This window comes from Micromonospora sp. NPDC049171, from assembly GCF_040648275.1.
Classification (GTDB): Bacteria; Actinomycetota; Actinomycetes; order Mycobacteriales; family Micromonosporaceae; genus Micromonospora.
Genome location: NZ_JBEZDJ010000019.1, coordinates 73,948 through 95,871 on the forward strand (window position 1 = coordinate 73,948; position 21,924 = coordinate 95,871).

General features: G+C 70.7%; 19 protein-coding genes. 14 read left to right on the plus strand and 5 right to left on the minus strand.

The features are described from left to right. Positions 1-82 precede the first annotated feature (82 nt). Both AB0B14_RS23535 and AB0B14_RS23540 read right to left on the minus strand, forming a co-directional pair. Positions 83-736, minus strand: coding sequence for an MBL fold metallo-hydrolase (locus tag AB0B14_RS23535; RefSeq protein ID WP_357524179.1), 654 nt, complete (start codon positions 734-736; stop codon positions 83-85). 7 nt (positions 737-743) lie between these two features. Beyond that, positions 744-1,460 (minus strand): maleylpyruvate isomerase family mycothiol-dependent enzyme, encoded by a 717-nt coding sequence (locus tag AB0B14_RS23540; protein WP_357524181.1) that lies wholly within the window; start codon positions 1,458-1,460, stop codon positions 744-746. 179 nt (positions 1,461-1,639) lie between these two features. Between AB0B14_RS23540 and rsgA the strand changes: the two genes are divergently transcribed. From rsgA to AB0B14_RS23565, 5 genes are all read left to right on the plus strand, one after another. Further along, entirely contained in the window at positions 1,640-2,710 is a 1,071-nt protein-coding gene (rsgA, locus tag AB0B14_RS23545) for a ribosome small subunit-dependent GTPase A (protein ID WP_357069781.1), read from the plus strand. Between the two features lie 313 nt (positions 2,711-3,023). Further along, positions 3,024-5,969 (plus strand): excinuclease ABC subunit UvrA, encoded by a 2,946-nt coding sequence (uvrA, locus tag AB0B14_RS23550; RefSeq protein WP_357069783.1) that lies wholly within the window; start codon positions 3,024-3,026, stop codon positions 5,967-5,969. A gap of 384 nt (positions 5,970-6,353) precedes the next feature. Beyond that, a complete protein-coding gene (locus AB0B14_RS23555) occupies positions 6,354-6,854 on the plus strand; it encodes a Rieske (2Fe-2S) protein (protein WP_357069785.1) in 501 nt (166 codons plus the stop codon). Positions 6,855-7,155: 301 nt separating this feature from the next. Beyond that, positions 7,156-9,147 (plus strand): excinuclease ABC subunit UvrC, encoded by a 1,992-nt coding sequence (gene uvrC / locus AB0B14_RS23560; RefSeq protein ID WP_357524183.1) that lies wholly within the window; start codon positions 7,156-7,158, stop codon positions 9,145-9,147. A 652-nt stretch (positions 9,148-9,799) separates the two neighbouring features. Further along, on the plus strand, positions 9,800-10,462 hold the full coding sequence (locus AB0B14_RS23565; RefSeq protein ID WP_357524185.1) for a C39 family peptidase: 663 nt from the start codon (positions 9,800-9,802) through the stop codon (positions 10,460-10,462). 73 nt (positions 10,463-10,535) lie between these two features. On the opposite strand, the gene recQ is transcribed toward AB0B14_RS23565, so the two are convergent. Together recQ and AB0B14_RS23575 are read right to left on the minus strand one after the other, a co-directional pair. Then, positions 10,536-12,377, minus strand: a complete 1,842-nt coding sequence (gene recQ / locus AB0B14_RS23570) for a DNA helicase RecQ (protein ID WP_357069791.1) — start codon at positions 12,375-12,377, stop codon at positions 10,536-10,538. 83 nt (positions 12,378-12,460) lie between these two features. Next, positions 12,461-12,994, minus strand: coding sequence for a hypothetical protein (locus AB0B14_RS23575; protein WP_357524187.1), 534 nt, complete (start codon positions 12,992-12,994; stop codon positions 12,461-12,463). A 148-nt stretch (positions 12,995-13,142) separates the two neighbouring features. Between AB0B14_RS23575 and AB0B14_RS23580 the strand changes: the two genes are divergently transcribed. The 3 genes from AB0B14_RS23580 (at position 13,143) to AB0B14_RS23590 (ending at position 14,732) form a co-directional block, all read left to right on the plus strand. Beyond that, positions 13,143-13,991 (plus strand): DUF5753 domain-containing protein, encoded by an 849-nt coding sequence (locus tag AB0B14_RS23580; RefSeq protein ID WP_357524243.1) that lies wholly within the window; start codon positions 13,143-13,145, stop codon positions 13,989-13,991. Positions 13,992-14,014: 23 nt separating this feature from the next. After that, positions 14,015-14,218 carry a DUF397 domain-containing protein gene (locus AB0B14_RS23585; protein ID WP_357524189.1) on the plus strand — a complete coding sequence of 68 codons (204 nt, stop codon included), beginning with the start codon at positions 14,015-14,017 and terminating at the stop codon, positions 14,216-14,218. 67 nt (positions 14,219-14,285) lie between these two features. Next, a complete protein-coding gene (locus tag AB0B14_RS23590; RefSeq protein WP_357524191.1) occupies positions 14,286-14,732 on the plus strand; it encodes a hypothetical protein in 447 nt (148 codons plus the stop codon). Between the two features lie 302 nt (positions 14,733-15,034). Here the strand turns inward: AB0B14_RS23590 and AB0B14_RS23595 are convergent, their stop codons facing one another. Continuing rightward, complete coding sequence (locus AB0B14_RS23595) at positions 15,035-15,379, minus strand: hypothetical protein (RefSeq protein ID WP_357069799.1); 345 nt, start codon at positions 15,377-15,379, stop codon at positions 15,035-15,037. 227 nt (positions 15,380-15,606) lie between these two features. On the opposite strand from AB0B14_RS23595, the gene rapZ reads away from it, so the two are divergent. The 6 genes from rapZ (at position 15,607) to tpiA (ending at position 21,906) form a co-directional block, all read left to right on the plus strand. Then, on the plus strand, positions 15,607-16,509 hold the full coding sequence (gene rapZ, locus AB0B14_RS23600) for an RNase adapter RapZ (RefSeq protein ID WP_357524245.1): 903 nt from the start codon (positions 15,607-15,609) through the stop codon (positions 16,507-16,509). Continuing rightward, complete coding sequence (locus tag AB0B14_RS23605; protein ID WP_357524193.1) at positions 16,506-17,612, plus strand: 2-phospho-L-lactate transferase CofD family protein; 1,107 nt, start codon at positions 16,506-16,508, stop codon at positions 17,610-17,612. The genes rapZ and AB0B14_RS23605 overlap by 4 nt, the downstream gene beginning before the upstream one ends. A 54-nt stretch (positions 17,613-17,666) precedes the next feature. Beyond that, a complete protein-coding gene (gene whiA / locus AB0B14_RS23610; RefSeq protein WP_350872673.1) occupies positions 17,667-18,647 on the plus strand; it encodes a DNA-binding protein WhiA in 981 nt (326 codons plus the stop codon). A gap of 266 nt (positions 18,648-18,913) precedes the next feature. After that, positions 18,914-19,918 carry a type I glyceraldehyde-3-phosphate dehydrogenase gene (gap, locus tag AB0B14_RS23615; RefSeq protein ID WP_357069804.1) on the plus strand — a complete coding sequence of 335 codons (1,005 nt, stop codon included), beginning with the start codon at positions 18,914-18,916 and terminating at the stop codon, positions 19,916-19,918. Beyond that, positions 19,915-21,114, plus strand: a complete 1,200-nt coding sequence (locus tag AB0B14_RS23620; RefSeq protein ID WP_357524195.1) for a phosphoglycerate kinase — start codon at positions 19,915-19,917, stop codon at positions 21,112-21,114. The genes gap and AB0B14_RS23620 overlap by 4 nt, the downstream gene beginning before the upstream one ends. Further along, the gene (tpiA, locus tag AB0B14_RS23625; protein ID WP_357069808.1) at positions 21,115-21,906 is read left to right on the plus strand and encodes a triose-phosphate isomerase; all 792 of its coding nucleotides are present in this window, start codon (positions 21,115-21,117) and stop codon (positions 21,904-21,906) included. The last annotated feature ends 18 nt before the right edge of the window (positions 21,907-21,924 follow it).

A 21,924-nucleotide genomic window follows, 5' to 3' on the forward strand; every position in this document is an offset into this window, starting at 1 on the left:
CCACACCTGGGGTTGAGAGATCTTCAGGGTGAACGGTCGGCGTTTGGTTCTTTTTGTGTGTGTGGGTGGGTGGGGTGGTTGGTTACCAGCCTCTTGCTTTCCACTGGGGGAGGGCTGGGCGTTCCGCTCCCAGCGTGCTGTCCTTGCCGTGGCCGGGGTAGAACCAGGTGTCGTCCGGGAGTTTGTCGAACAGCTTGTGCTCGACGTCGTCGATCAGCGCGGCGAAGCGCTCCGGGTCCTTGTCCGTGTTCCCTACGCCACCTGGGAAAAGACTGTCGCCAGTCCACAGGTGCGGGGTGCCGGCCGGGTCGCGGTAGAGCAGTGCGATCGAGCCCGGGGTGTGCCCCTTGATGTGGATGACCTCCAACGCGCAGTCGCCGACCTGCACCGTGTCGCCGTCGGCGAGACGCTCCGCCTCGATCGGCAGCCCGTCCGCGTCGTCGGCGTGCACCAGTGCCCGCGCGCCGGTCTTGGCGACCACCTCCTCCAGCGCCACCCAGTGGTCCATGTGCTGGTGGGTCGTCACCACGGCGGTGAGCCCGCCGTCGCCGATCAGCTCCAGCAGTCGGGGGGCCTCGTTGGCGGCGTCGATCAGCACCTGGTCACCGGTGCCGGTGCAACGCAGCAGGTAGGCGTTGTTGTCCATCGGGCCCACCGACAGCTTGCTGATGGTGAGCCCGTCCAGCTCGCGTACCGCCGGCGCGCCGCCGTGGGTGACGTCTCCGCTGTATGTCATGACGTTTCTAGATCCATTCCGGTGGAGTAGGCAGGGGACCGTCGGGCGTGACGGAGAGCGGGCCGCCGTCGGCACGGCCGATCAGCCAGGCGGCGAGGTCGGAAACGGGACCGGCGATGATCGGGGCGCCGGCACGGTCGCCGAGCAGCACGTCGTGCTCGCTGCCGTCCAGGCGTAGCACCATCGACGGCGGCGTCGGCCCCGTGGCGTGCTGGCTGGCGGCCTCGCGCAGCAGCCGGTGGGCGAACGTGTCCGACCAGTCGGCGGCGCCGTAGTCGGCGGCCAGGTCGAGATGGTGCACCTCGAGCTCCCGCAGGCGACCCCAGACCAGCAGCGCGGCCGGCCACGGGCCCAGCCGCGCCCGCACCGTCGCCGCCCACGCCTCGGCCGGCATCGCCGCGACCGCCTCGACGAACAGGTCGGCGGTGCGCCGCAGGTCGTCCAGGTGCTCGGCGGGTGGCCGGCCCGAGCCGGTCTCGATGTCCGCGTTGCGGGCCGCCAGCGAGGCGTACATCGGCAGGTCCGTGCCGGTGCGGGCCGCCGTGAGCAGGTTGACGAGGCCGTCGGCGTTGCGCGCCAGGTGCGCCAGCACGTGGCCGCGCGTCCAGCCCGGCAGCAGCGATGCGCCGGCCAGGTCCGCGGCGTCGAAAGACGCTGCGGTACGCAGGAGTCGGCTGGTGGCCGCGTCCACCTCGCCCATCAGTAGGAGCGGATCCGTGGTCACCTGTCGACCCTAGCGGTCCGCCGCCCGTGCCGTCGCCGGGGAAATCGCTTTCGGCGCGTCGGCGCGCGACCTACCGTCAGCGGCAGACGCGGCACCGGGACATCGGACGGAGGTGGTGATCATGCCGGACGTGGCACGCGTGTTCCGCCATCACCAGCTTCGATACCGATGAGGATGCCATGACGATCGATCTGACCGCGCTCGGCTGGGACGCCGAGCGGGCGACGTACGCCGCGCGACGCGGCGAGCACCAGCCGGGCCGGGTGGCCCGGGTGGACCGGGGGGTCTGCACGGTGCTCACGGCCGCCGGCCCGATCCGGGCCAGCCTGGGCCCGGTGGTGCTGGCCACCGCCGCCGGCGACCCGTCCGCGTTGCCCTGCGCCGGAGACTGGGTGTTGCTGACCCACTGGCCGGACCGCCGCGTGACGGTGGAGGCGGTGCTGCCGCGGCGGGGCGCGCTGATCCGCCGTACCGCCGGCAAGGACGCCAGCGGCCAGGTGCTGGCCGCCAACCTGGACGCGGCCGCCGTGGTGGAGCCGGTGCACCCCGAGCCGGACGTGGGCCGCATCGAGCGATTGCTCTCGCTGGCCCACGAGTCCGGTGCTCGGCCGCTCGTCGTGCTGACGAAGGCCGACCTCGCGGCCGACCCGGCCGCGCTGGCCCGCCAGCTCGCCGCGGTCGCCCCCGGGGTGCCGGTGCTGCCGGTCAGCGCCGAACACGGCGTCGGGCTGGACCCGCTGCGTGCCGAGGTGACGCCCGGCCGCACGCTCGGCCTGCTCGGGCCGTCCGGTGCCGGCAAGTCGAGTCTGGTCAACGCCCTGGTCGGGGCGGTGATGATGCCCACACAGTCGATCCGGCGGGTCGACGGCAAGGGTCGGCACACCACCACCTGGCGGGCGCTCGTACCGATCCCCGGCGGCGGCGCCGTGATCGACACGCCCGGGGTGCGTGCGGTGGGCCTGCTGGACGGTGCGGTCGGGCTCGACCGGGCGTTCGCCGACATCGCCGGGTTGGCCGAGGGCTGCCGGTACGCCGACTGCGGCCACGACGGCGAGCCCGCCTGCGCGGTCCGCGAGGCGTTGCAGACCGGTGAACTCCCCACCCGCCGGTGGGAGAGCTGGCGGCGCCTGCAGGGGGAGCTGTCCCACGAGAGCCGGCGGCGGGAGTCGCGGGTGGCGGCGGAGCGGCGCGGTGGGTGGCGTTCGGCCCGGCGGCGGGCCGCCCGGCCCCCGACGCCCGGGGGGTTCTGACCGGCGGCGGGTGGCCGCGCCGGTCAGGGCGTGGGCGGGCGCTGGCGGGCGGGGCGTGTGCCGGCGCTTGCCGGAGAGGCGCTGCCCGCGCTGCCGGCAGTGCGTTGTCGGCGGTGCGTTGCGGGCGGCGCGGCGAGGGCTGTGGCTCGGTGCGGCCGACCGGGCTGAGCTGGGGGAATGTGCGGGCGGGGGAAACTGTCATACCTCGGGGCTAGAGTTGCCGAGGCGTGTTTTCCGCGCCCGCACGACCGCTCAGATCATCCCAGAGCGGGACAGATCCTTCGCTTCGTCTTCTCCCGGGAGTACACGCACCGTGGCCGACCGACTGATCATCCGTGGCGCGCGCGAGCACAACCTGCGTGACGTCAGTCTCGACCTGCCCCGGGACGCGCTCATCGTGTTCACCGGGCTGTCCGGGTCGGGCAAGTCGAGCCTGGCCTTCGACACGATCTTCGCCGAGGGTCAACGCCGCTACGTCGAGTCGCTCTCGTCGTACGCCCGGCAGTTCCTCGGCCAGATGGACAAGCCAGACGTCGACTTCATCGAGGGCCTGAGCCCCGCCGTCTCCATCGACCAGAAGTCCACCTCGCGCAACCCGCGTTCGACTGTCGGCACCATCACCGAGGTCTACGACTACCTGCGCCTGCTCTACGCCCGCATCGGCGAGCCGCACTGCCCGGTCTGTGGCGAACGGATCTCCCGGCAGAGCCCCCAGCAGATCGTCGACCGGGTCCTCGCGATGGCCGAGGGCACCAAGTTCATGGTGCTCGCGCCGGTCATCCGTGGCCGCAAGGGCGAGTACGTCGACCTCTTCGCCGAGTTGCAGTCAAAGGGCTACGCCCGGGCCCGGGTCGACGGCGTGGTGCACCCGCTGACCGAGCCGCCCAAGCTCAAGAAGCAGGAGAAGCACACCATCGAGGTGGTGATCGACCGCCTCACCGTCAAGGCCAGCGCCAAGCAGCGGCTGACCGACTCGGTCGAGGCCGCCCTGGGCCTGTCCAGCGGCCTGGTGCTGCTCGACTTCGTCGACCTCGCGGAGGACGACCCGGACCGGGAGCGCCGCTACTCCGAGCACCTGGCCTGCCCCAACGACCACCCGCTGGCCATCGAGGATCTCGAGCCCCGGGTCTTCTCTTTCAACGCCCCGTACGGCGCCTGCCCGGAGTGCACCGGCCTGGGCACCAAGAAGGAGGTCGACCCGGAGCTGCTGGTCCCCGACCCGGAGCGCAGCCTGCGCGAGGGCGCCATCCAGCCCTGGGCGACCGGGCACAACCTGGAATACTTCCTGCGCCTGCTGGAGGCGCTCGGCGAGGCCCAGCACTTCGACGTCGACACCCCGTGGCGGGCGTTGCCGGCGCGGGCGCAGAAGACGATCCTGCACGGCTCCGACGACCAGGTGCACGTGCGCTACCGCAACAAGTACGGGCGCGAGCGCTCCTACTACACCGGCTTCGAGGGCGTGGTGCAGTGGATCGAGCGCCGGCACTCCGACACCGAGTCCGAGTGGTCCCGCGACAAGTACGAGGGCTACATGCGCGACGTGCCGTGCGCCGCCTGTGGCGGTGCCCGGCTCAAGCCCGAGGTGCTCGCGGTCACCCTCGCGGGCAAGAGTATCGCCGAGGTCTGCAACCTGTCCGTGGGGGAGTGCGCCGACCTGCTCGCCGGCATCGAGCTGACCGACCGGCAGAAGCTGATCGCCGAGCGCGTCCTCAAGGAGATCAACGCCCGGTTGCGGTTCCTGCTCGACGTGGGCCTGGACTACCTCTCCCTGGACCGGCCGGCCGGCACCCTGTCCGGCGGTGAGGCGCAGCGCATCCGGCTGGCCACCCAGATCGGCTCCGGCCTGGTGGGCGTGCTCTACGTGCTCGACGAGCCCTCGATCGGGCTGCACCAGCGCGACAACCACCGGCTGATCGAGACCCTGATCCGGCTGCGGGGCCTGGGCAACACGCTGATCGTGGTCGAGCACGACGAGGACACCATCCGCGTCGCCGACTGGATCGTCGACATCGGGCCCGGCGCGGGCGAGCACGGCGGCAAGATCGTGCACAGCGGCTCGGTGCCCGCACTGCTGAAGAACAAGGAGTCGATCACCGGGGCGTACCTGTCCGGAAAGCGGTCGATCCCGACGCCGGAGACGCGCCGCCCGCAGGACGCGGCCCGGGAGTTGGTGGTGCACGGCGCGCGTGAGCACAACCTGCGCAACCTGACCGTCCCGTTCCCCCTGGGCCAACTGATCGCCGTCACCGGGGTGAGTGGCTCGGGCAAGTCGACGCTTGTCAACGACATCCTCTACGCGGTGCTGGCCAACCAGATCAACGGCGCCCGGCTGGTCCCCGGTCGACACACCCGGGTCTCCGGCCTGGAGCACGTGGACAAGGTCGTCGGCGTGGACCAGTCGCCGATCGGCCGTACGCCACGCTCCAACCCGGCCACCTACACCGGGGTCTGGGACCACGTCCGCAAGCTCTTCGCCGAGACCACCGAGGCGAAGGTGCGCGGGTACGGGCCGGGTCGGTTCTCGTTCAACGTCAAGGGCGGGCGCTGCGAGGCCTGCTCCGGCGACGGCACCATCAAGATCGAGATGAACTTCCTGCCCGACGTGTACGTCCCCTGCGAGGTCTGCAAGGGCGCCCGGTACAACCGGGAGACCCTGGAGGTGCACTACAAGGGCAAGACCGTCTCGGACGTGCTGGAGATGCCGATCGAGGAGGCCGCCGAGTTCTTCTCCGCCATCCCGGCCATCCACCGGCACCTCAAGACCCTGGTCGACGTCGGCCTCGGCTACGTCCGCCTCGGTCAGCCCGCGCCGACCCTCTCCGGCGGTGAGGCGCAGCGGGTCAAGCTCGCCTCCGAGCTGCAGAAGCGCTCCACCGGGCGGACGGTCTACGTGCTTGACGAGCCGACCACCGGTCTGCACTTCGAAGACATCCGCAAGCTGCTGATGGTGCTGGAAGGTCTTGTCGACAAGGGCAACACCGTGATCACCATCGAGCACAACCTCGACGTGATCAAGACGGCCGACTGGTTGATCGACATGGGCCCGGAGGGCGGCCACCGGGGCGGCACCGTGCTCGCCACCGGCACCCCCGAGGAGGTCGCCGAGGTGACCGAGAGCCACACCGGCCAGTTCCTGCGCCAGGTGCTCAAGCTCGACGGGGAGGCCAAGGGCGCGGCCGGCGCCACCACCCGGGCGGCCAAGGCCAACGGCGTCACCAAGGCGCGGGCCAGCCGCAAGGTGCCCGCCGCCGCGCGCTGACCTCGATCTCCCTAGTCCGGGCCGGTCGGCCTCGTGCGGGCCGGTCGGCCTCGTGCGGGCCGGTCGGCCTCGTGCGGGCCGGTCGGCCTCGTGCGGGCCGGTCGGCCTCGTGCGGTCCGGTCGGCCTCGTGCGGGCCGGTCGGCCTCGTGCGGTCCGGTCGGCCTCGTGCGGTCCGGGGCGGGCCGGTCCGGTCGGGTTCGGCTGCGGCGGTCCACGACTGCTGTCGCGTGCGTGCAGCATGGCGTGGGGCTGGTCGGTGAGGGGTCGCCGCGTCCGAATTCGGGGTCGCACGCATGCTCTGGTGAACCATCCGGCACAGTTGCCCGTGTGGAGTAGGTGTGGCCGGGTCTTGACCGGCGCAGCGGGCTAGAGAGAGGCGAGGCATGAGTGACGATCAGGCGCTGACCGGTCCGGGCACGCACACACGTCGTACCCTGCTCACCGGCGTCGGGGCTGTCGGCGCTGCCGTCGTCCTGGCTGCCTGCGGCAGTGACGACGGCAGCGGCAGCGCCAACGGCAACGGCAGCGGGGCCCCCACCAGTGGTGGCCCGGCGGTGCCCAGCAGCGGTGACGCCGGCGGCGGGGACCGGCAGGGTGCCCAGTCCCTGGCGACCACCGCCGACATCCCGGTCGGTGGTGGCAAGGTCCTTGCCACGGCGGGTGTCGTCATCACCCAGCCGGTGGCCGGGCAGTTCAAGGGCTTCAGCCCGATCTGCACCCACCAGAACTGCCCGGTGACGAACGTCGACGGCGGCACCATCAACTGCACGTGCCACGGCAGTAAGTTCTCGATCGACGACGGCTCGGTGAAGGCCGGCCCCGCCACCAAGCCGCTGCCGCCCAAGAACATCAAGGTCACCGGCGACCAGATCTCGCTGGCCTGACCGCCTAGGGTCTGTGTCGAAGCCCTCGGTCGAGCCTGGGCCCGCCGCAGGCCGGCCAGGGGTCCTAGCGGCGCGGGTTCCGGCTCGGCCGCCGGGTGGGCTCGCCCGGTCGCCGGGGTGTTGCGGCCGCCGGCCGGGTTTGCCTGGTCGCCGCTTGGCCGGGCCGGGCGCTCGCCGCTTGATCGACTCGTGCTCTGGGTAGTCGGGGTGCCCGTGGCCTGCCGACACCCCGACTACCCGGGCACTGAGTGGATCTAGCGCCTGCCACGGGCTGTCGGTGGTGCGGACTAGGCTTGTTGGTGTGGCTGACCCCTCGACCTACCGCCCCGCACCCGGCACCATCCCGGAGCTACCGGGGGTCTACCGCTTCCGCGACGGCACCGGCCGGGTGATCTACGTCGGCAAGGCGAGAAATCTGCGCAGCCGGCTCAACTCCTACTTCGGCGACGTCTGGAACCTGCACGAGCGCACCCGCCAGATGGTCACCACCGCCGAGTCGGTGGACTGGATCACCGTCGGCACCGAGGTCGAGGCGCTCCAGCAGGAGTTCACCTGGATCAAGCAGTACGATCCGCGGTTCAACGTCCGCTACCGCGACGACAAGTCGTACCCCTATCTGGCCGTCACCCTCAACGAGGATTACCCACGGCTCCAGGTGATGCGCGGCGCCAAGCGCAAGGGGGTGCGTTACTTCGGTCCGTACTCGCACGCCTGGGCCATCCGGGAGACCCTCGACCTGCTGCTCCGCGTGTTCCCCGCCCGGACGTGCTCCGCCGGCGTGTTCAAACGCGCCGGCCAGGTTGGTCGTCCCTGCCTGCTCGGCTACATCGGCAAGTGCTCGGCGCCGTGCGTCGGCACCGTCTCCGCCGACGAACACCGCGCCATCGTGGATGGGTTCTGCGACTTCATGGCCGGGCGCACCGACACCATGGTCCGCAAGATCGAGCGCGAGATGACCGAGGCGAGCGAGCAGCTGGAGTTCGAGCGGGCCGCCAAGCTGCGCGACGACGTGGCCGCCCTGCGCCGTGCCATGGAGAAGCAGACCGTGGTGTTGGGCGACGGCACCGACGCCGACGTGGTCGCGTTCGCCGACGACCCGCTCGAAGCGGCCGTGCAGGTCTTCCACGTTCGTGACGGCCGGGTCCGCGGCCAGCGCGGCTGGGTGGTGGAGAAGACCGAGGATCTGACCACCGGCGACCTGGTGCACCACTTCTGCACCCAGGTGTACGGCGGCGAGCACGGCGAGACCGACGTGCCCCGGGAGTTGCTGGTGCCCGAGCTGCCCGCCGACGCCGAGGCGCTGGCGGACTGGCTCTCCAACCACCGGGGCAGCCGGGTGTCGCTGCGGGTGCCGCAGCGCGGTGACAAGCGCTCACTGATGGAGACCGTCGAGCGCAACGCCAAGGACGCGCTGGCCCGGCACAAACTGAAGCGTTCCGGTGACCTCACCACCCGGGGCAAGGCACTTGACGAGATCAGCGAGGCGCTGGACATGCGCACCTCGCCGCTGCGCATCGAGTGCTTCGACATCTCCCAGATTCAGGGCACCGACGTGGTGGCCAGCATGGTGGTCTTCGAGGATGGGTTGCCCCGCAAGAGCGAATACCGGCGGTTCATCGTTCGGGGCGCCACCGACGACCTCTCCGCGATGTCCGAGGTGCTGCGCCGTCGTTTCGCCCGCTACCTGGACGCTCGGGCCGAGACGGGCGAGGTCGGGGTGGAGTCGGCCGACGACCCGGCGGCCCCGGAAGACGCGGTGGAGCCGCAGGTCGGCGTGCTGATCGATCCGACCACCGGCCGGCCGCGTAAGTTCGCGTACCCCCCGCAGTTGGTGGTCGTCGACGGCGGCGCCCCACAGGTCGCGGCCGCCGCGCAGGCCCTTGCCGACCTGGGCATCGACGATGTGGCGCTGTGCGGCCTGGCCAAGCGGCTGGAGGAGGTCTGGCTCCCCGACGACGAGTTCCCGGTCATCCTGCCGCGCACCTCGGAGGGTCTCTACCTGCTCCAACGGGTCCGGGACGAGGCCCACCGGTTCGCCATCACCTTCCACCGGCAGCGCCGCTCGAAACGGATGACCGAGTCGGCACTCGACCACGTGGCCGGTCTGGGCGATGTGCGACGCAAGGCGTTGTTGCGGCACTTCGGCTCACTCAAACGACTCTCCGCCGCGACAGTCGAGGAGATCACCGAGGTCCCCGGGGTTGGTCGACGTACCGCCGAGGCGATCCTGGCCGCCCTCGACAAGGACATGAAGGCCGGCGACAGCGCGGAGGCAACGCCCAACGCCACCTGAACACTGTCGTCGTTCGCCTGGCCTGGGGCGGCTGTCGGCTCACGCTGAGTGTCGTCGTTCGCCCGGGCTGGGGCCCGCGCGAACTCCCGGCTCGGGTTGCTCCGGGCGACGATCTGCCACCAGGGTTACGTCGGACGGGGTGTGCGTGGTGTGGTGTGCGAACGGCACAGACGGGCATGATCCACTCGTGTTTCATGAAGCCGGGGTATCCCCGGCACTCAGTCACCGCGGTTTCAGCAAACCCGAGTCGATCACGCCGACTTGACCGTGCTCGGGCTGACTCGCGTGGGTTGATTGTCCGGTTTGACCATCGGTGTCGGGTGGTCGGGGCCACTCCGGCGGCGGAATGGGGGGCCGGGCCGGGTCGTTATACCTGGCATGCCGCCGCAGCCCCCGGGCTGTGGTGTGCGGCAGCCCCCGGGAACACCCGCCGGGGTGCCACGGTTACACCCCCCGGACCCCGCCAGCTTGGGTAGGGCCAACCCCCCGGATCAGCGCGGCGGAATGCCTCACCGCCCCGGGGTCGTTACACCCCCCGCAACGCTTCGAGCAGGTCCCCCCGGATCGCCGGCGTTGTCGCGAACTTTCCCGCACGGCACACACCCCCCGCACACGTCCGCCGTGCACCCCCGATGCAGAGGAGCACGCCATCATGCGTACCGATCTGATCCGTAAGACCGCTCTGACCGCCGCTGGGCTCGCCTTCACCGGTGGTGCCATCGCCGGACCCGTCACCACCGCGTTCGCCGCGCCGAGCACCGCCAAGCCCACCACCCAAACCCAAACCGACCGCAAGCCCAACGGTGAGCGTCAGCTGGGTGTGCGCTACGAGGCGCAGCCGAACTTCTACTACTGCGGCCCCGCCGCCACCCGCAACGCCCTGTCCGTGCAGGGCAAGAACATCAACGTCGACGACATGGCCAAGGAAATGGGCACCACCGAAGCCGGCACCAACAGCATTAACGACATCACCCCGGTGCTGAACAAGGAAACCGGTAAGGCCGACGCCTACCACAGCGTGGAGATCAGCAAGCCCGACGCCGACACCACGCAGACCGACAAGCTGCGCGCCGACATCGTCAAGACCGTGGATGGCGGCCGGGCTGTGGTGGCCAACATCGCCGGGACGAGCACCGATACCGACGGTGTCACTCACTCCTACGAGGGTGGGCACTACATCAGCGTCGTCGGTTACCGGGACAACGGCACCATCGTGAGGATCGCGGACTCCGCCGACCCGAACCAGGCCTCCTACGAGGTGACCGTCGAGCACCTCGCCGACTGGATCGCCACCCGCGGCTACGCCACCAGCTGACCGCGCTGACACACCACCGCACCACCGAAGGGCCGGACCCCACTACGGGGACCGGCCCTTCGTCACGTCCAGGTCAGGTGTCGGCGAGGACGGCGAGGATCTGCTCGCCGTACTTGGCGAGCTTGTTCTCGCCGACCCCGCTGACGCGCGACAGGTCGGCGAGCGTGCTCGGCGCGTCGCTGGCGATCTGTCGCAGCGTCGCGTCGTGGAAGACCACGTACGCCGGGACGCCCTGCTCCTTGGCGGTGGCGGCACGCCAACCGCGCAGCCGTTCGAAGAGCGACGCGGCGGCCGGCGTCAGCTCGGCCACCACGGTGGCCGAGCCGCGCGGTTTCGACGTACGGCTCGACGCGGGCTTCTCCGGTTCGCGGCGCATCGTGACCGTGCGGCGGCGACCCAGGACGTCGGCGCTGGCCTCGGTCAGGGCGAGCGTGCCGTAGTCGCCCTCCACGGCGAGCAGCCCCTCGGCGAGCAGTTGGCGGACCACGCCCCGCCACTCGGCCTCACTCAGCTCGGAGCCGATGCCGAAGACGGTCAGGGAGTCGTGACCGTACTGGCTGATCTTGTCGGTCTGCTTGCCGAGCAGGATGTCGATGCAGTGCCCGGCGCCGAACCGCTGGTTGCGTTCGCGGTCGAGCCGGAAGACGGCGGACAGCAACTTCTGGGCGGCGACCGTGCCGTCCCAGGACTCCGGTGGGTTGAGGCAGGTGTCGCAGTTGCCGCAGGCGGCCGTCGTCGTCTCGCCGAAGTATTCGAGCAGTTGGACGCGGCGGCAGCGCACCGTCTCGCACAGGGCGAGCATCGCGTCCAGGTGCGCGGCGAGGTTGCGGCGGTGGGCCAGGTCGCCGTCGGACGTCTCGATCATCTTGCGTTGTTGGACCACGTCCTGCAGCCCGTACGCCAGCCAGGCCGTGGACGGCAGGCCGTCGCGCCCGGCGCGGCCGGTCTCCTGGTAGTAGCCCTCGACGGACTTGGGCAGGTCGAGGTGGGCGACGAACCGGACGTCGGGCTTGTCGATGCCCATGCCGAAGGCGATGGTGGCCACCATGACGAGGCCGTCCTCACGCAGGAAGCGCTGCTGGTTGGCGGCGCGGGTGGCCGCGTCCAGGCCGGCGTGGTACGGCAGGGCGGCGACGCCGTTGGCGACGAGGAACTCGGCGGTCTTGTCGACCGAGGCGCGGGACAGGCAGTAGACGATCCCGGCGTCGCCGGGGTGCTCGTCGCGCAGCAGGGCCAGCAGCTGCTTGCGCGGCTCCCGCTTGGGCACGATGCGGTACTGGATGTTGGGCCGGTCGAAGCTGGCCACGAAGTGCCGCGCGTCGTCGAGCTTGAGTCGGGTGGCGATCTCGGTGCGGGTGGCGCTCGTCGCGGTGGCGGTCAGCGCGATCCGGGGCACCTGCGGCCAGCGTTCGTGCAGCATCGACAGCGCGAGGTAGTCGGGGCGGAAGTCGTGACCCCACTGGGACACGCAGTGCGCCTCGTCGATCGCGAACAGGGAGATGCGCCCCCGGTCCAGCAGGGCGAGGGTGGTTCGAGTGCCGAGGGCTTCCGGGGCGAGGTAGAGCAGGTCCAACTCGCCGGCCACGAAGGCGGCCTCGACCCGGCGTCGGGCGTCCAGGGTCTGGGTGGAGTTGAGGAAGCCGGCGCGGACGCCGACCGCGGTGAGGGCGTCCACCTGGTCCTGCATGAGTGCGATCAGCGGCGACACGACGACCGCGACCCCCTCGCGGACCAGGGCCGGGATCTGGTAGCACAACGACTTGCCGCCACCGGTGGGCATCAACACCAGGGCGTCGCCACCGGTGACCACGTGGTCGATCACCTGCTGCTGGAAACCGCGGAAGGCGTCGTAGCCGAACACCCGGCGCAGCACCGGCAGAGCGTCCTCGGTGCGCAGGTCGGTGGGGGAAGCCATCCGCGGAGTCTACGAGCCGACCCCGACAGCAGTGCCCGCACACCTGCCCGGCGCGTCTACCGCGTCTCGCAATGGTGGGGCCGTTACTGCCCCGTCTCACCATCCCCGTCACCCCAGCAGAGCCCGCCGATGCCGGCCGCGCTGTGGAAGCCAGGGTGCCCGGTGACGTCCATGCAGACCTCTCTGTTGGGACCAATCCGGCCGCAGAAGACGGGCTCGACGTGGTTCCAGGCGTCGGCCCGGGACAGCAGCGCGGCCCCCGCCGGCATCTCGGGCCGCAGGATCGTCAACCCCTCCGTGTAGACGACGGCCTGGTCGCGGGCCTCCGTCAGGTCGGTCGCCAGGTAGGTCAGGTGCAGAGTCCAGCGCCGGGGCATCCGAAACCCGCCGGCAGGCGACCCGTTGCGGTCCGAGCGCCGCTCGCGCTCCGTCGTGTAGCGGCTGACCAAAGAGTTGGCGTACGCGGACAGAGCGTCCGGTTCCGCCAGCGCGTGCGCGATGGCCGCCCGGACCCGCTCGGACACGTCGGCCCCGTCGAGTACGGCGGTCAGGTCGTCCTGGAAGCCGTTGTGCTGCCGCGGCTCCCCCTCCCACCGCGACGATCGGTTGTCAGTCACCGGTCCCTGCCTCTCCGTAGCGAGTGATTACCAAGAGACTGGACCACGGCGAATAGAAATGCAACGTCGTGTTTTCTTCCGCTAGATGCTTGATCTGCGGTCGCTCCTAGGCAAGAATCGATTACTCACAGTGGAGGTGGTGCTGGCGATGTCACAGGTGCCAAGTCCGACGATCAGGGCCCGTCGTCTGCGGCGCGAGCTGCGTCGTCTGCGGGACCGCACCGGACACACCGCCGAGGAGGTGGCCAAGATCCTGGGGTGGCATCGGACCAAGGTCATCCGCTTCGAGCTCGGGCACTCCAGGGTGATGCCGAAGGACATGCCGCCGCTGCTCGACCTCTACGACGTCTCCGAAGAGGAGCGCGAGTCGCTGACCGGGTTGCTTCGGCAGTCTCGCCAGAAAGGCTGGTGGAGCGCCTACGGCGACGTGTTGCCGGACGACTACGTCGGCTTCGAGGCGGAGGCGACGTCGATCAGCGCGTTCGAGAGTCTGTACGTTCCCGGGCTGTTGCAGACGGAGGAGTACGTCCGCGCGATCGTCAAGGCGGGCCGCAGCACCGCCGACCAGGACGAAATCGACCGTCGGGTGGCAGCACGGCTCGGCCGCAAGGTTCTGCTCTCGCGAGACCTGCCGCCGAGATTGTGGATTGTGCTCGATGAGGCGGCCGTCCGCCGCATCGTGGGCGGCCCCGCCGCGATGCGCGCGCAACTCGCTCGCCTGATCGAGGCTTGTGAGCTGCCCACCGTCGAGATCCAGATCCTGCCCTTCGCTACCGGCGCGCACGCAGGCATGGGCGGCCCTTTTACCCTGCTCGACTACGCCGAACCGACCTTGGACCCCACCGTCGTCTATCTCGACAACGACTCCAGCACCCTGCTCCTTGAGGAGGAGAGACACGTCGCCCGATATAGACTCATGTTCGATCACCTCATGGCCAAGGCACTCGACCCGGACGAGTCGGCTGGCTTCCTGGCCCAGGTGGCTGGTGAATACTGACTAGCGCTCAAGGGGTCTGACCGATGACCGCTCCGGACGTTCCCGCAGGGAAGTGGCGCAAGAGCAGCCGGAGCAGCGCAAGCGGCTCCAACTGTGTCGAGGTGGCCCCACTTCCTGGCGCGTTGGCCGTGCGGGATTCCAAGGATCCGGGCGGGCCGGCGCTCATCTTCGACCGGGGCGTCTGGTCGTCGTTTGTGACCGCTCTGCGGCGCGGCCCGCTCGGCTGACGCCTGCGGCAAGGTTTCGGCCGCCCTGATGCCGGCGGCATCACCTCCATCCGGTTGGATGGCCCCCATGGCGGTACGCATCGACATCGACGCACTCCGGGACGCGGCCGGGCCTGTGGTCTGTGCAGCAGCGGACAAGCTTCAAGCATCTGATCAACCGGTGGTGCCGAGGCTGGCCGGTGGTGGAGTTTCCGGCGAGTTCCACGAGGCCGGGCAGCCTCCGGTCGACGTCTGGGTGGGCATCACGGCGGACGGTTTCACCGCCGAGTGTGACTGCGCAGTCGCTGACGAGCTGTGCGCCCATGCCGTGGCCCTCACCGCCGCTGCCCTGGACGACGGCTTCACGTGGTCGTCGGCGGCCACCCCGCCGTCGGCCCTGGCGGTCGACCCAAGGGTCGCCGAGTTGGCCGAAGTCGCGAGCAGCATCCCCGCCCGACGCCTGGCGCTGTTGGTCGCCGAGTGGGCAGCCACGGATCGTGTGTTGGAGAGCCGGCTTCGCGCGCAGGCCGGCTAACTCGCGCCTTTCTCGCCTGGGAGACGTACGAGGATGAGCCGGCCGAGATCGGCGGCGCGCTACGGGCGGTCCACGTGCAGCTCTGCGAGCAGGTGCAGCCGGGTCAAGGCGCTTCGGCACCGCCGCTGACGGTCGTCATGATCCGCGTCGCCGGCCGCGGGTGGTCGGCGGTTGCCAGGCGGTCAGGTCCGCCTGAGTGCTGTTGAGTTCGTTGGGTTGTGCGTCCAGGAAGGCGCGGTAGACGTCGGCCGGGGACCCGTCCGCCGCACCCACGCGACGGGTGCGCCGGACGGGCGACGCGGTCAGCTGGGCTGGCTGGACCGGTTGGCCAGACCTCGCGGCGGGGCCTTCATCCCGACGACGATGTCGACGATCTCGATGTAGCGGGCCTTGGCACCCATCCGGAAGGCGGTGGCCGCCGCGTTGATCTCCTCAAGGGTGTCGCCCTCGACGATGGTGACCTGGTCGTACTTGCCGTTCACCCCGGTCGTCACGACGTGGGTGAGCTGCTTGGCGAAGCGGCCCATGTCCCGCGCGTGTTCGGCGGAGACCTCGTGGATGCCCTCCCGGCCCAGGGCGAAGTACTCCGGACTGATCCGCATGAACAGGAAGCCGATGTATTTGTTCTTGTCCGCAAGGTCGTGCATCGCACCCTCCCAGATGTCGGTTTGACCTGCGACGATCACGAAGAGCGTATTGACAGTTACTGATCGTCATCAAGAGGGCTGACTGTCGGGAGCGCGACCCGCGACGGGTGCCGGCCCGTCGGCCGGGCGGCGGGATAGAGTCGCTGATTGACCAAACGCGGCCGAGGGGGCCGCGGCGCCACAGCTTGGGGGTACGGGTGAGCGAGGCGCGTGCAGGCGGCGGACGGATCGACGGTCCGGCCGCGGGGGACGGGCAACTGGCGGCCGAGTCGGAAACCACACTCGTGGTGGTCACCGGCGTCTCCGGGGGTGGCCGCAGCACGGTGGCCCGAGCGTTGGAGAACGTCGGCTACTACGTCGTCGACAACCTGCCACAGGCACTGATGCTGGACATGGCGGAGTTGGCGTTCAAGGCGGGCGGCGCGGCTCGGCGTACCGCGATGGTGTTGGACGTGCGGTCGCGGGCCTTCTCCACCGACCTGGCCGGGGCGATCCGGGAGCTCAAGGAGCGCGGGTTCTCGCCCCGGGTGGTGTTCGTCGACGCCGACGACGAGGTGTTGATCCGGCGGTTCGAGAGCGTTCGCCGTTCGCACCCGTTGCAGGGCGACGGGCGGCTGGCCGACGGCATCGCCGTGGAGCGCGGGCTGCTCGAGGAGGCGCGCGACCAGGCCGACGTGATCATCGACACCAGCCACCTCAACGTCAACCAGCTCCGTCGGCGCATCGAGGAGCTGTTCGGTGGCGAGGACGCCCGCCGGCTGCGGGTCACCGTGCTGTCGTTCGGCTTCAAGTACGGCCTGCCGCCGGACGCCGACTTCGTGCTGGACGCCCGGTTCCTGCCGAACCCGTACTGGGTGCCGGAGTTGCGGGAGCACACCGGTCGGGAGGAGGCGGTCAGCGCGTACGTGCTGGGTCAGGAGGGCGCGGACGCCTTCGTCGCCTCGTACGCCGATCTGGTCAACGCCACCACGACCGGCTTCGAGCGGGAGGGCAAGCGCTACCTGACGGTCGCCGTGGGCTGCACCGGCGGCAAGCACCGCAGCGTGGCCATCGCCGAGGAGTTGGCCGCGCGCCTGCGGCACTCCGGGCTGGCGGCGAACGCCCAGCACCGGGATCTGGGGCGCGAGTGACGGCCCGCCGGGTGGTGGCGTTCGGCGGTGGGCACGGGCTCTCCGCCTCGCTGCGGGCGCTGCGCCACTGCGCACCCGAACTCGACCTCGACATCACCGCCGTGGTCACCGTCGGCGACGACGGTGGCTCCAGCGGCCGCCTGCGCGCCGAGCGGGGTGGCCTGCCCCCGGGTGATCTGCGCCAGGCGCTGGTGGCGCTTGCCGGAGATCATCCAGCCACCCGGCGCAGCGCCGGGCTGTTCCAGCATCGCTTCGCCGCCGTGCCGGCCGGCGTACCCCAACTCGGCGAAGCCGACCCGGATCCGCCGGCCACCGACGGCCCCGGCCCGCGCGACCAGAGCACCGTCGGCCCCGCGCCGCGTGACCGGGGTTCGGGCGGCGAGGGTACGGGCGGTCTCGGCGCGACGGGCGGCGACGGGCTGGCCGGGCACGCGGTGGGCAACCTGGTGCTCTGCGGCCTCATGGAGTTGCTCGGCGACCCGGTGGCCGCGCTGGAGCACGCCGGCGCGATGCTCGGCGCGGTCGGCCGGGTGTTGCCGATGTCCCGTCAGCCGGTCGGCATCGAGGCCCGGGTCCGCGGTGTCGACCCGGCCGCCCCCGACCAGGTGCACACCGTGCGTGGCCAGCACCAGGTGGCCGTCACCACCGGGCGGGTCGAGTCGTTGCGCCTGACGCCCGCCGCCCCGGCGGCCTGCGCCGAGGCCATCGAGGCGATCATGGCGGCGGACTGGTTGATCTTCGGGCCGGGCAGTTGGTACACGAGTGTGCTTCCGCACCTGCTGGTGCCGCAGTTGGCCGACGCGATCGTGTCCACCTCGGCCCGGCGGCTGGTCACACTGAACCTCGCCGCGGAGAAGGAGACCCTCGGGCTCTCCGTCGCCGACCATCTCGCGGCGCTGCACTGGTACCTGCCCGAGCTGAAGGTGGATACCGTGCTCGCCGATGCCCGGGCGGTGGGTGACCCCGAACCGGTCGAACGTGCGGCAGAATCGCTGGGTGCCCGCCTGGTCCTAGCTCCCGTCGCCGTCACCGACGGCACTCCCCGCCATGATCCGGCTGCCCTGGGCGCCGCGCTGGTGCCTGTCCTGGGCGCCGATCGTTAGACACGTACGTAATCACCGGCGACACGCCGGAACCGGTCCGTGAGGGGACGCACAATGGCGATGACGGCCGCGGTCAAGGACGAGCTGAGTCGGGTCGACGTGCCCAAGCCCTGCTGTCGGCGGGCGGAGATGGCCGCGCTGCTGCGCTTCGCCGGCGGGCTGCACATCGTCTCCGGCCGCGTGGTGGTGGAGGCGGAACTGGACACCGGGGCGGTGGCCCGGCGGTTACGCCGGGAGATCGCCGAGGTCTACGGATATTCGAGCGAGATCCACGTGCTGGCCTCCGGTGGCCTGCGCAAGGGCAGCCACTTCATCGTGCGGGTGGTCAAGGACGGCGAGGCCCTCGCCCGGCAGACCGGCCTGCTCGACGTGCGGGGCCGCCCGGTGCGCGGGCTGCCCCCGCACGTGGTGGCGGCGAACGTCTGCTGCGCGGTCTCCGCGTGGCGGGGGGCGTTCATGGCACACGGTTCGCTGACCGAGCCGGGCCGCTCCAGCGCCCTGGAGATCACCTGCCCGGGGCCGGAGTCGGCGTTGGCGCTTGTCGGCGCGGCCCGCCGGATCGGCATCACCGCCAAGAACCGCGAGGTGCGCGGGGTGGACCGGGTCGTGGTCAAGGACGGCGACGCGATCGCCGCGCTGCTCACCCGCATCGGCGCGCACTCCAGCGTGCTGGCCTGGGAGGAGCGGCGGGTACGCCGGGAGGTGCGGGCCACCGCCAACCGGCTCGCCAACTTCGACGACGCCAACCTGCGCCGCTCGGCGCGCGCGGCGGTCGCCGCCGCCGCCCGGGTCACCCGTGCACTGGAGATCCTCGCCGACGAGGCACCCAACCACCTGACCGACGCCGGGCGGCTGCGCCTGGAGCACCGGCAGGCGTCCCTGGAGGAGTTGGGCGCGCTGGCCGACCCGCCGCTGACCAAGGACGCCATCGCCGGGCGGATCCGTCGGCTGCTGGCGCTTGCCGACAAGCGCGCCCGGGACCTCGGCATCCCGGATACCGAAGCGGCAGTCACGCCCGACATGCTCGTGGTCTGATAGGACGGTGGGGCCGCACGGTGTGCCCGGGAGCACGCCCCGGCGCAGTGTGGTCTCGCACGCTCGGATAGGGTCGCTGCGTACGGCAAGGGGGCCGACACCGGCACTCCTCGCTGTGCCCACCGCCTCGGGCGGTCAGGTCCGCAGACCGCGCGGCGGGGTGGCCGAGATGAACCGTCAGCGGCCGGCTCCAACGGTCGGCGCACACCATTCCCGCCGGCGCGTTGTCTGCAGCCGGCGGACCAGAACGCGAGGAGATGGGACCTGTGACCATCCGGGTTGGCATCAACGGCTTCGGCCGAATCGGCCGTAACTTCTTCCGGGCAGTGCTGGCGTCTGACGCCGACGTCGAGGTCGTGGCGGTGAACGACCTCACCGACAACGGCACGCTCGCCCACCTGCTCAAGTACGACAGCATCCTGGGTCGCCTGCCGTACGAGGTCAAGGCCACCGCCGACGAGATCACCGTCGGTGGCAAGACCATCAAGGCGTACGCCGAGAAGGACCCGTCGAAGCTGCCGTGGGGCGACCTGAACGTCGACGTCGTCATCGAGTCGACCGGCTTCTTCACCGACGCCACCAAGGCCAAGGCGCACGTCGACGGCGGGGCCAAGAAGGTCATCATCTCCGCCCCGGCGAAGAACGAGGACGTCACCGTCGTCATGGGTGTCAACCACGACACCTACGACCCGGCGAAGCACACCATCATCTCCAACGCTTCGTGCACCACCAACTGCCTCGCCCCGATGGCGAAGGTCCTGCACGACACGTTCGGCATCCAGCACGGTCTGATGACGACGATCCACGCGTACACCCAGGACCAGAACCTGCAGGACGCGCCGCACTCGGATCTGCGTCGGGCCCGCGCCGCCGCGCTGAACATCGTCCCGACCTCCACCGGTGCGGCCAAGGCGATCGGCCTGGTCCTGCCGGAGCTCAAGGGCAAGCTCGACGGGTACGCGCTGCGGGTGCCGATCCCGACCGGCTCGGTCACCGACCTCACCGTCAACGTGGGTCGCGAGACCACCGTGGACGAGGTCAACGCCGCGCTGAAGGCCGCCGCGGACGGCCCGCTCAAGGGCATCCTGGTCTACAACGAGGACCCGATCGTCTCCTCGGACATCGTCACCGACCCGGCGTCGTGCATCTTCGACGCGCCGCTGACCAAGGTCGTCGGCAACCAGGTCAAGGTCGTCGGCTGGTACGACAACGAGTGGGGCTACTCCAACCGCCTCGTCGACCTCGTCAAGCTGGTCGGTTCGTCGCTGTGAGCATCCGGACCCTCGACGACCTGCTCGCCGAGGGGGTGGCAGGTCGGCGCGTGCTGGTGCGCGCCGACCTGAACGTCCCGCTCGACAAGCAGTCCGGAGCCATCAGTGATGATGGCCGCATCCGCGCGGTGCTGCCGACCCTCGGCGCGCTTGTCGAGGCCGGCGCGAAGGTGGTCGTCTGCTCGCACCTGGGCCGCCCGAAGGGCGCTCCGGACCCGCAGTTCAGCCTCCGTCCGGTCGCCGGGCGGCTCGGTGAGCTGCTCGGCGCGCCGGTGCACTTCGCCACCGACACCGTCGGTGACTCCGCCCGCTCCACTGTCGCGGACCTGGCCGACGGCCAGGTCGCCCTGCTGGAAAACCTGCGTTTCAACGCCGGTGAGACCAGCAAGGACGAGGCCGAGCGGGGTGCGTTCGCCGACCAACTCGCCGCGTTCGGCGACGCGTACGTGGACGACGCGTTCGGTGCGGTGCACCGCAAGCACGCGAGTGTCTTCGACGTGCCGGCCCGGTTGCCGCACGTCGCGGGCCGACTGGTGCTGCGTGAGGTCGAGGTGCTCTCCAAGCTCACCGGTGACCCCGAGCGGCCGTACGTGGTGGTGCTCGGTGGGTCGAAGGTGTCCGACAAGCTCGCCGTGATCGAGGCCCTGCTGCCCACCGTCGATCGGCTGCTCATCGGTGGCGGGATGTGCTTCACCTTCCTCAAGGCCCAGGGCCTGGAGGTGGGCACGTCGCTGCTGGAGAAGGACATGGTCGAGACCTGCCGCAACCTGCTGGAGCGGTCCAACGGCAAGATCCTGCTCCCGGTCGACGTGGTGGTCGCGGACGCGTTCGCCCCGGACGCCGCGCACGACACGGTCCGCGTCGACGGCATCCCGAGTCACCGGCTCGGTCTGGACGTCGGTCCGGAGACGGTGGCCGGCTTCACCGCCGCGCTGTCCCCGGCGAAGACGATCTTCTGGAACGGCCCGATGGGCGTGTTCGAGATGCCGGCCTTCGCGGCGGGCACCCGGGGGATCGCCGAGGCGATCACCAAGGCTGACGCGTTCAGCGTCGTCGGCGGCGGTGACTCCGCTGCCGCGGTCCGTGCGTTGGGGCTGGACGAGACGTCCTTCGGGCACATCTCCACCGGCGGTGGCGCCTCCCTGGAATACCTCGAGGGCAAGGCCCTCCCCGGCATCGCGGCCCTGGAGAACTGAATGTCGAGCACCACCCGCCGGCCGCTGATGGCCGGCAACTGGAAGATGAACCTCAACCACCTTGAGGCCAACCTGCTGGTGCAGAAGCTGGCGGCGAGCCTCACCGAGAAGCAGCTCACCGAGGTCGAGACGGTCGTGCTGCCGCCCTTCACCGACCTGCGGACCGTGCAGACCGCGGTGGACGGGGACAAACTGCTCATCGGCTACGGCGGGCAGGACCTCTCCGCGCACGCGTCCGGCGCGTACACCGGGGAGATCTCCGGTGCGATGCTGGCCAAGCTCGGCTGCACCTACGTGGTGGTCGGGCACTCCGAGCGGCGGGCCTACCACCACGAGGACGACGCGCTGGTCAACGCCAAGGTCAAGGCGGCGCTCACGCACGGCCTGACGCCGATCCTCTGCGTGGGGGAGGGGCTGGACATCCGCGAGCAGGGCACCCACGTGGCGCACTGCTCCGACCAGCTCGACGGGGGCCTGGCCGGCCTCACTGCCGAGCAGGTGCGGCAGGTCGTGATCGCGTACGAGCCGGTCTGGGCGATCGGCACGGGCAAGACCGCGACGCCGGAGGACGCCCAGGAGGTCTGCGGGGCGGTCCGTCAGCGCGTGGCGGAACGCTTCGACCAGGAGACCGCCGACCAGGTCCGGGTCCTCTACGGCGGCTCGGTCAAGGCGTCGAACGTCGCCTCGATCATGGCCCAGCCGGACGTGGACGGGGGCCTGGTGGGGGGCGCCAGCCTGGACGCGGAGGAATTCGCTCAGATCTGCCGCTTCCCGGAGCACATCGCCCGCTGATCGCTCGGTATCCTGGAC

Bases quoted from the DNA above. Each gene is read 5' to 3' on its own strand.
- AB0B14_RS23565 (WP_357524185.1), top strand. From the start codon at position 9,800: ATGCGTACCGATCTGATCCGTAAGACCGCTCTGACCGCCGCTGGGCTC.
- whiA (WP_350872673.1), top strand. From the start codon at position 17,667: ATGGCGATGACGGCCGCGGTCAAGGACGAGCTGAGTCGGGTCGACGTG.
- recQ (WP_357069791.1), bottom strand. From the start codon at position 12,377: ATGGCTTCCCCCACCGACCTGCGCACCGAGGACGCTCTGCCGGTGCTG.
- AB0B14_RS23555 (WP_357069785.1), top strand. From the start codon at position 6,354: ATGAGTGACGATCAGGCGCTGACCGGTCCGGGCACGCACACACGTCGT.
- rsgA (WP_357069781.1), top strand. From the start codon at position 1,640: ATGACGATCGATCTGACCGCGCTCGGCTGGGACGCCGAGCGGGCGACG.
- tpiA (WP_357069808.1), top strand. From the start codon at position 21,115: ATGTCGAGCACCACCCGCCGGCCGCTGATGGCCGGCAACTGGAAGATG.
- AB0B14_RS23585 (WP_357524189.1), top strand. From the start codon at position 14,015: ATGACCGCTCCGGACGTTCCCGCAGGGAAGTGGCGCAAGAGCAGCCGG.
- AB0B14_RS23580 (WP_357524243.1), top strand. From the start codon at position 13,143: ATGTCACAGGTGCCAAGTCCGACGATCAGGGCCCGTCGTCTGCGGCGC.
- AB0B14_RS23595 (WP_357069799.1), bottom strand. From the start codon at position 15,379: ATGCACGACCTTGCGGACAAGAACAAATACATCGGCTTCCTGTTCATG.
- AB0B14_RS23535 (WP_357524179.1), bottom strand. From the start codon at position 736: ATGACATACAGCGGAGACGTCACCCACGGCGGCGCGCCGGCGGTACGC.
- AB0B14_RS23590 (WP_357524191.1), top strand. From the start codon at position 14,286: ATGGCGGTACGCATCGACATCGACGCACTCCGGGACGCGGCCGGGCCT.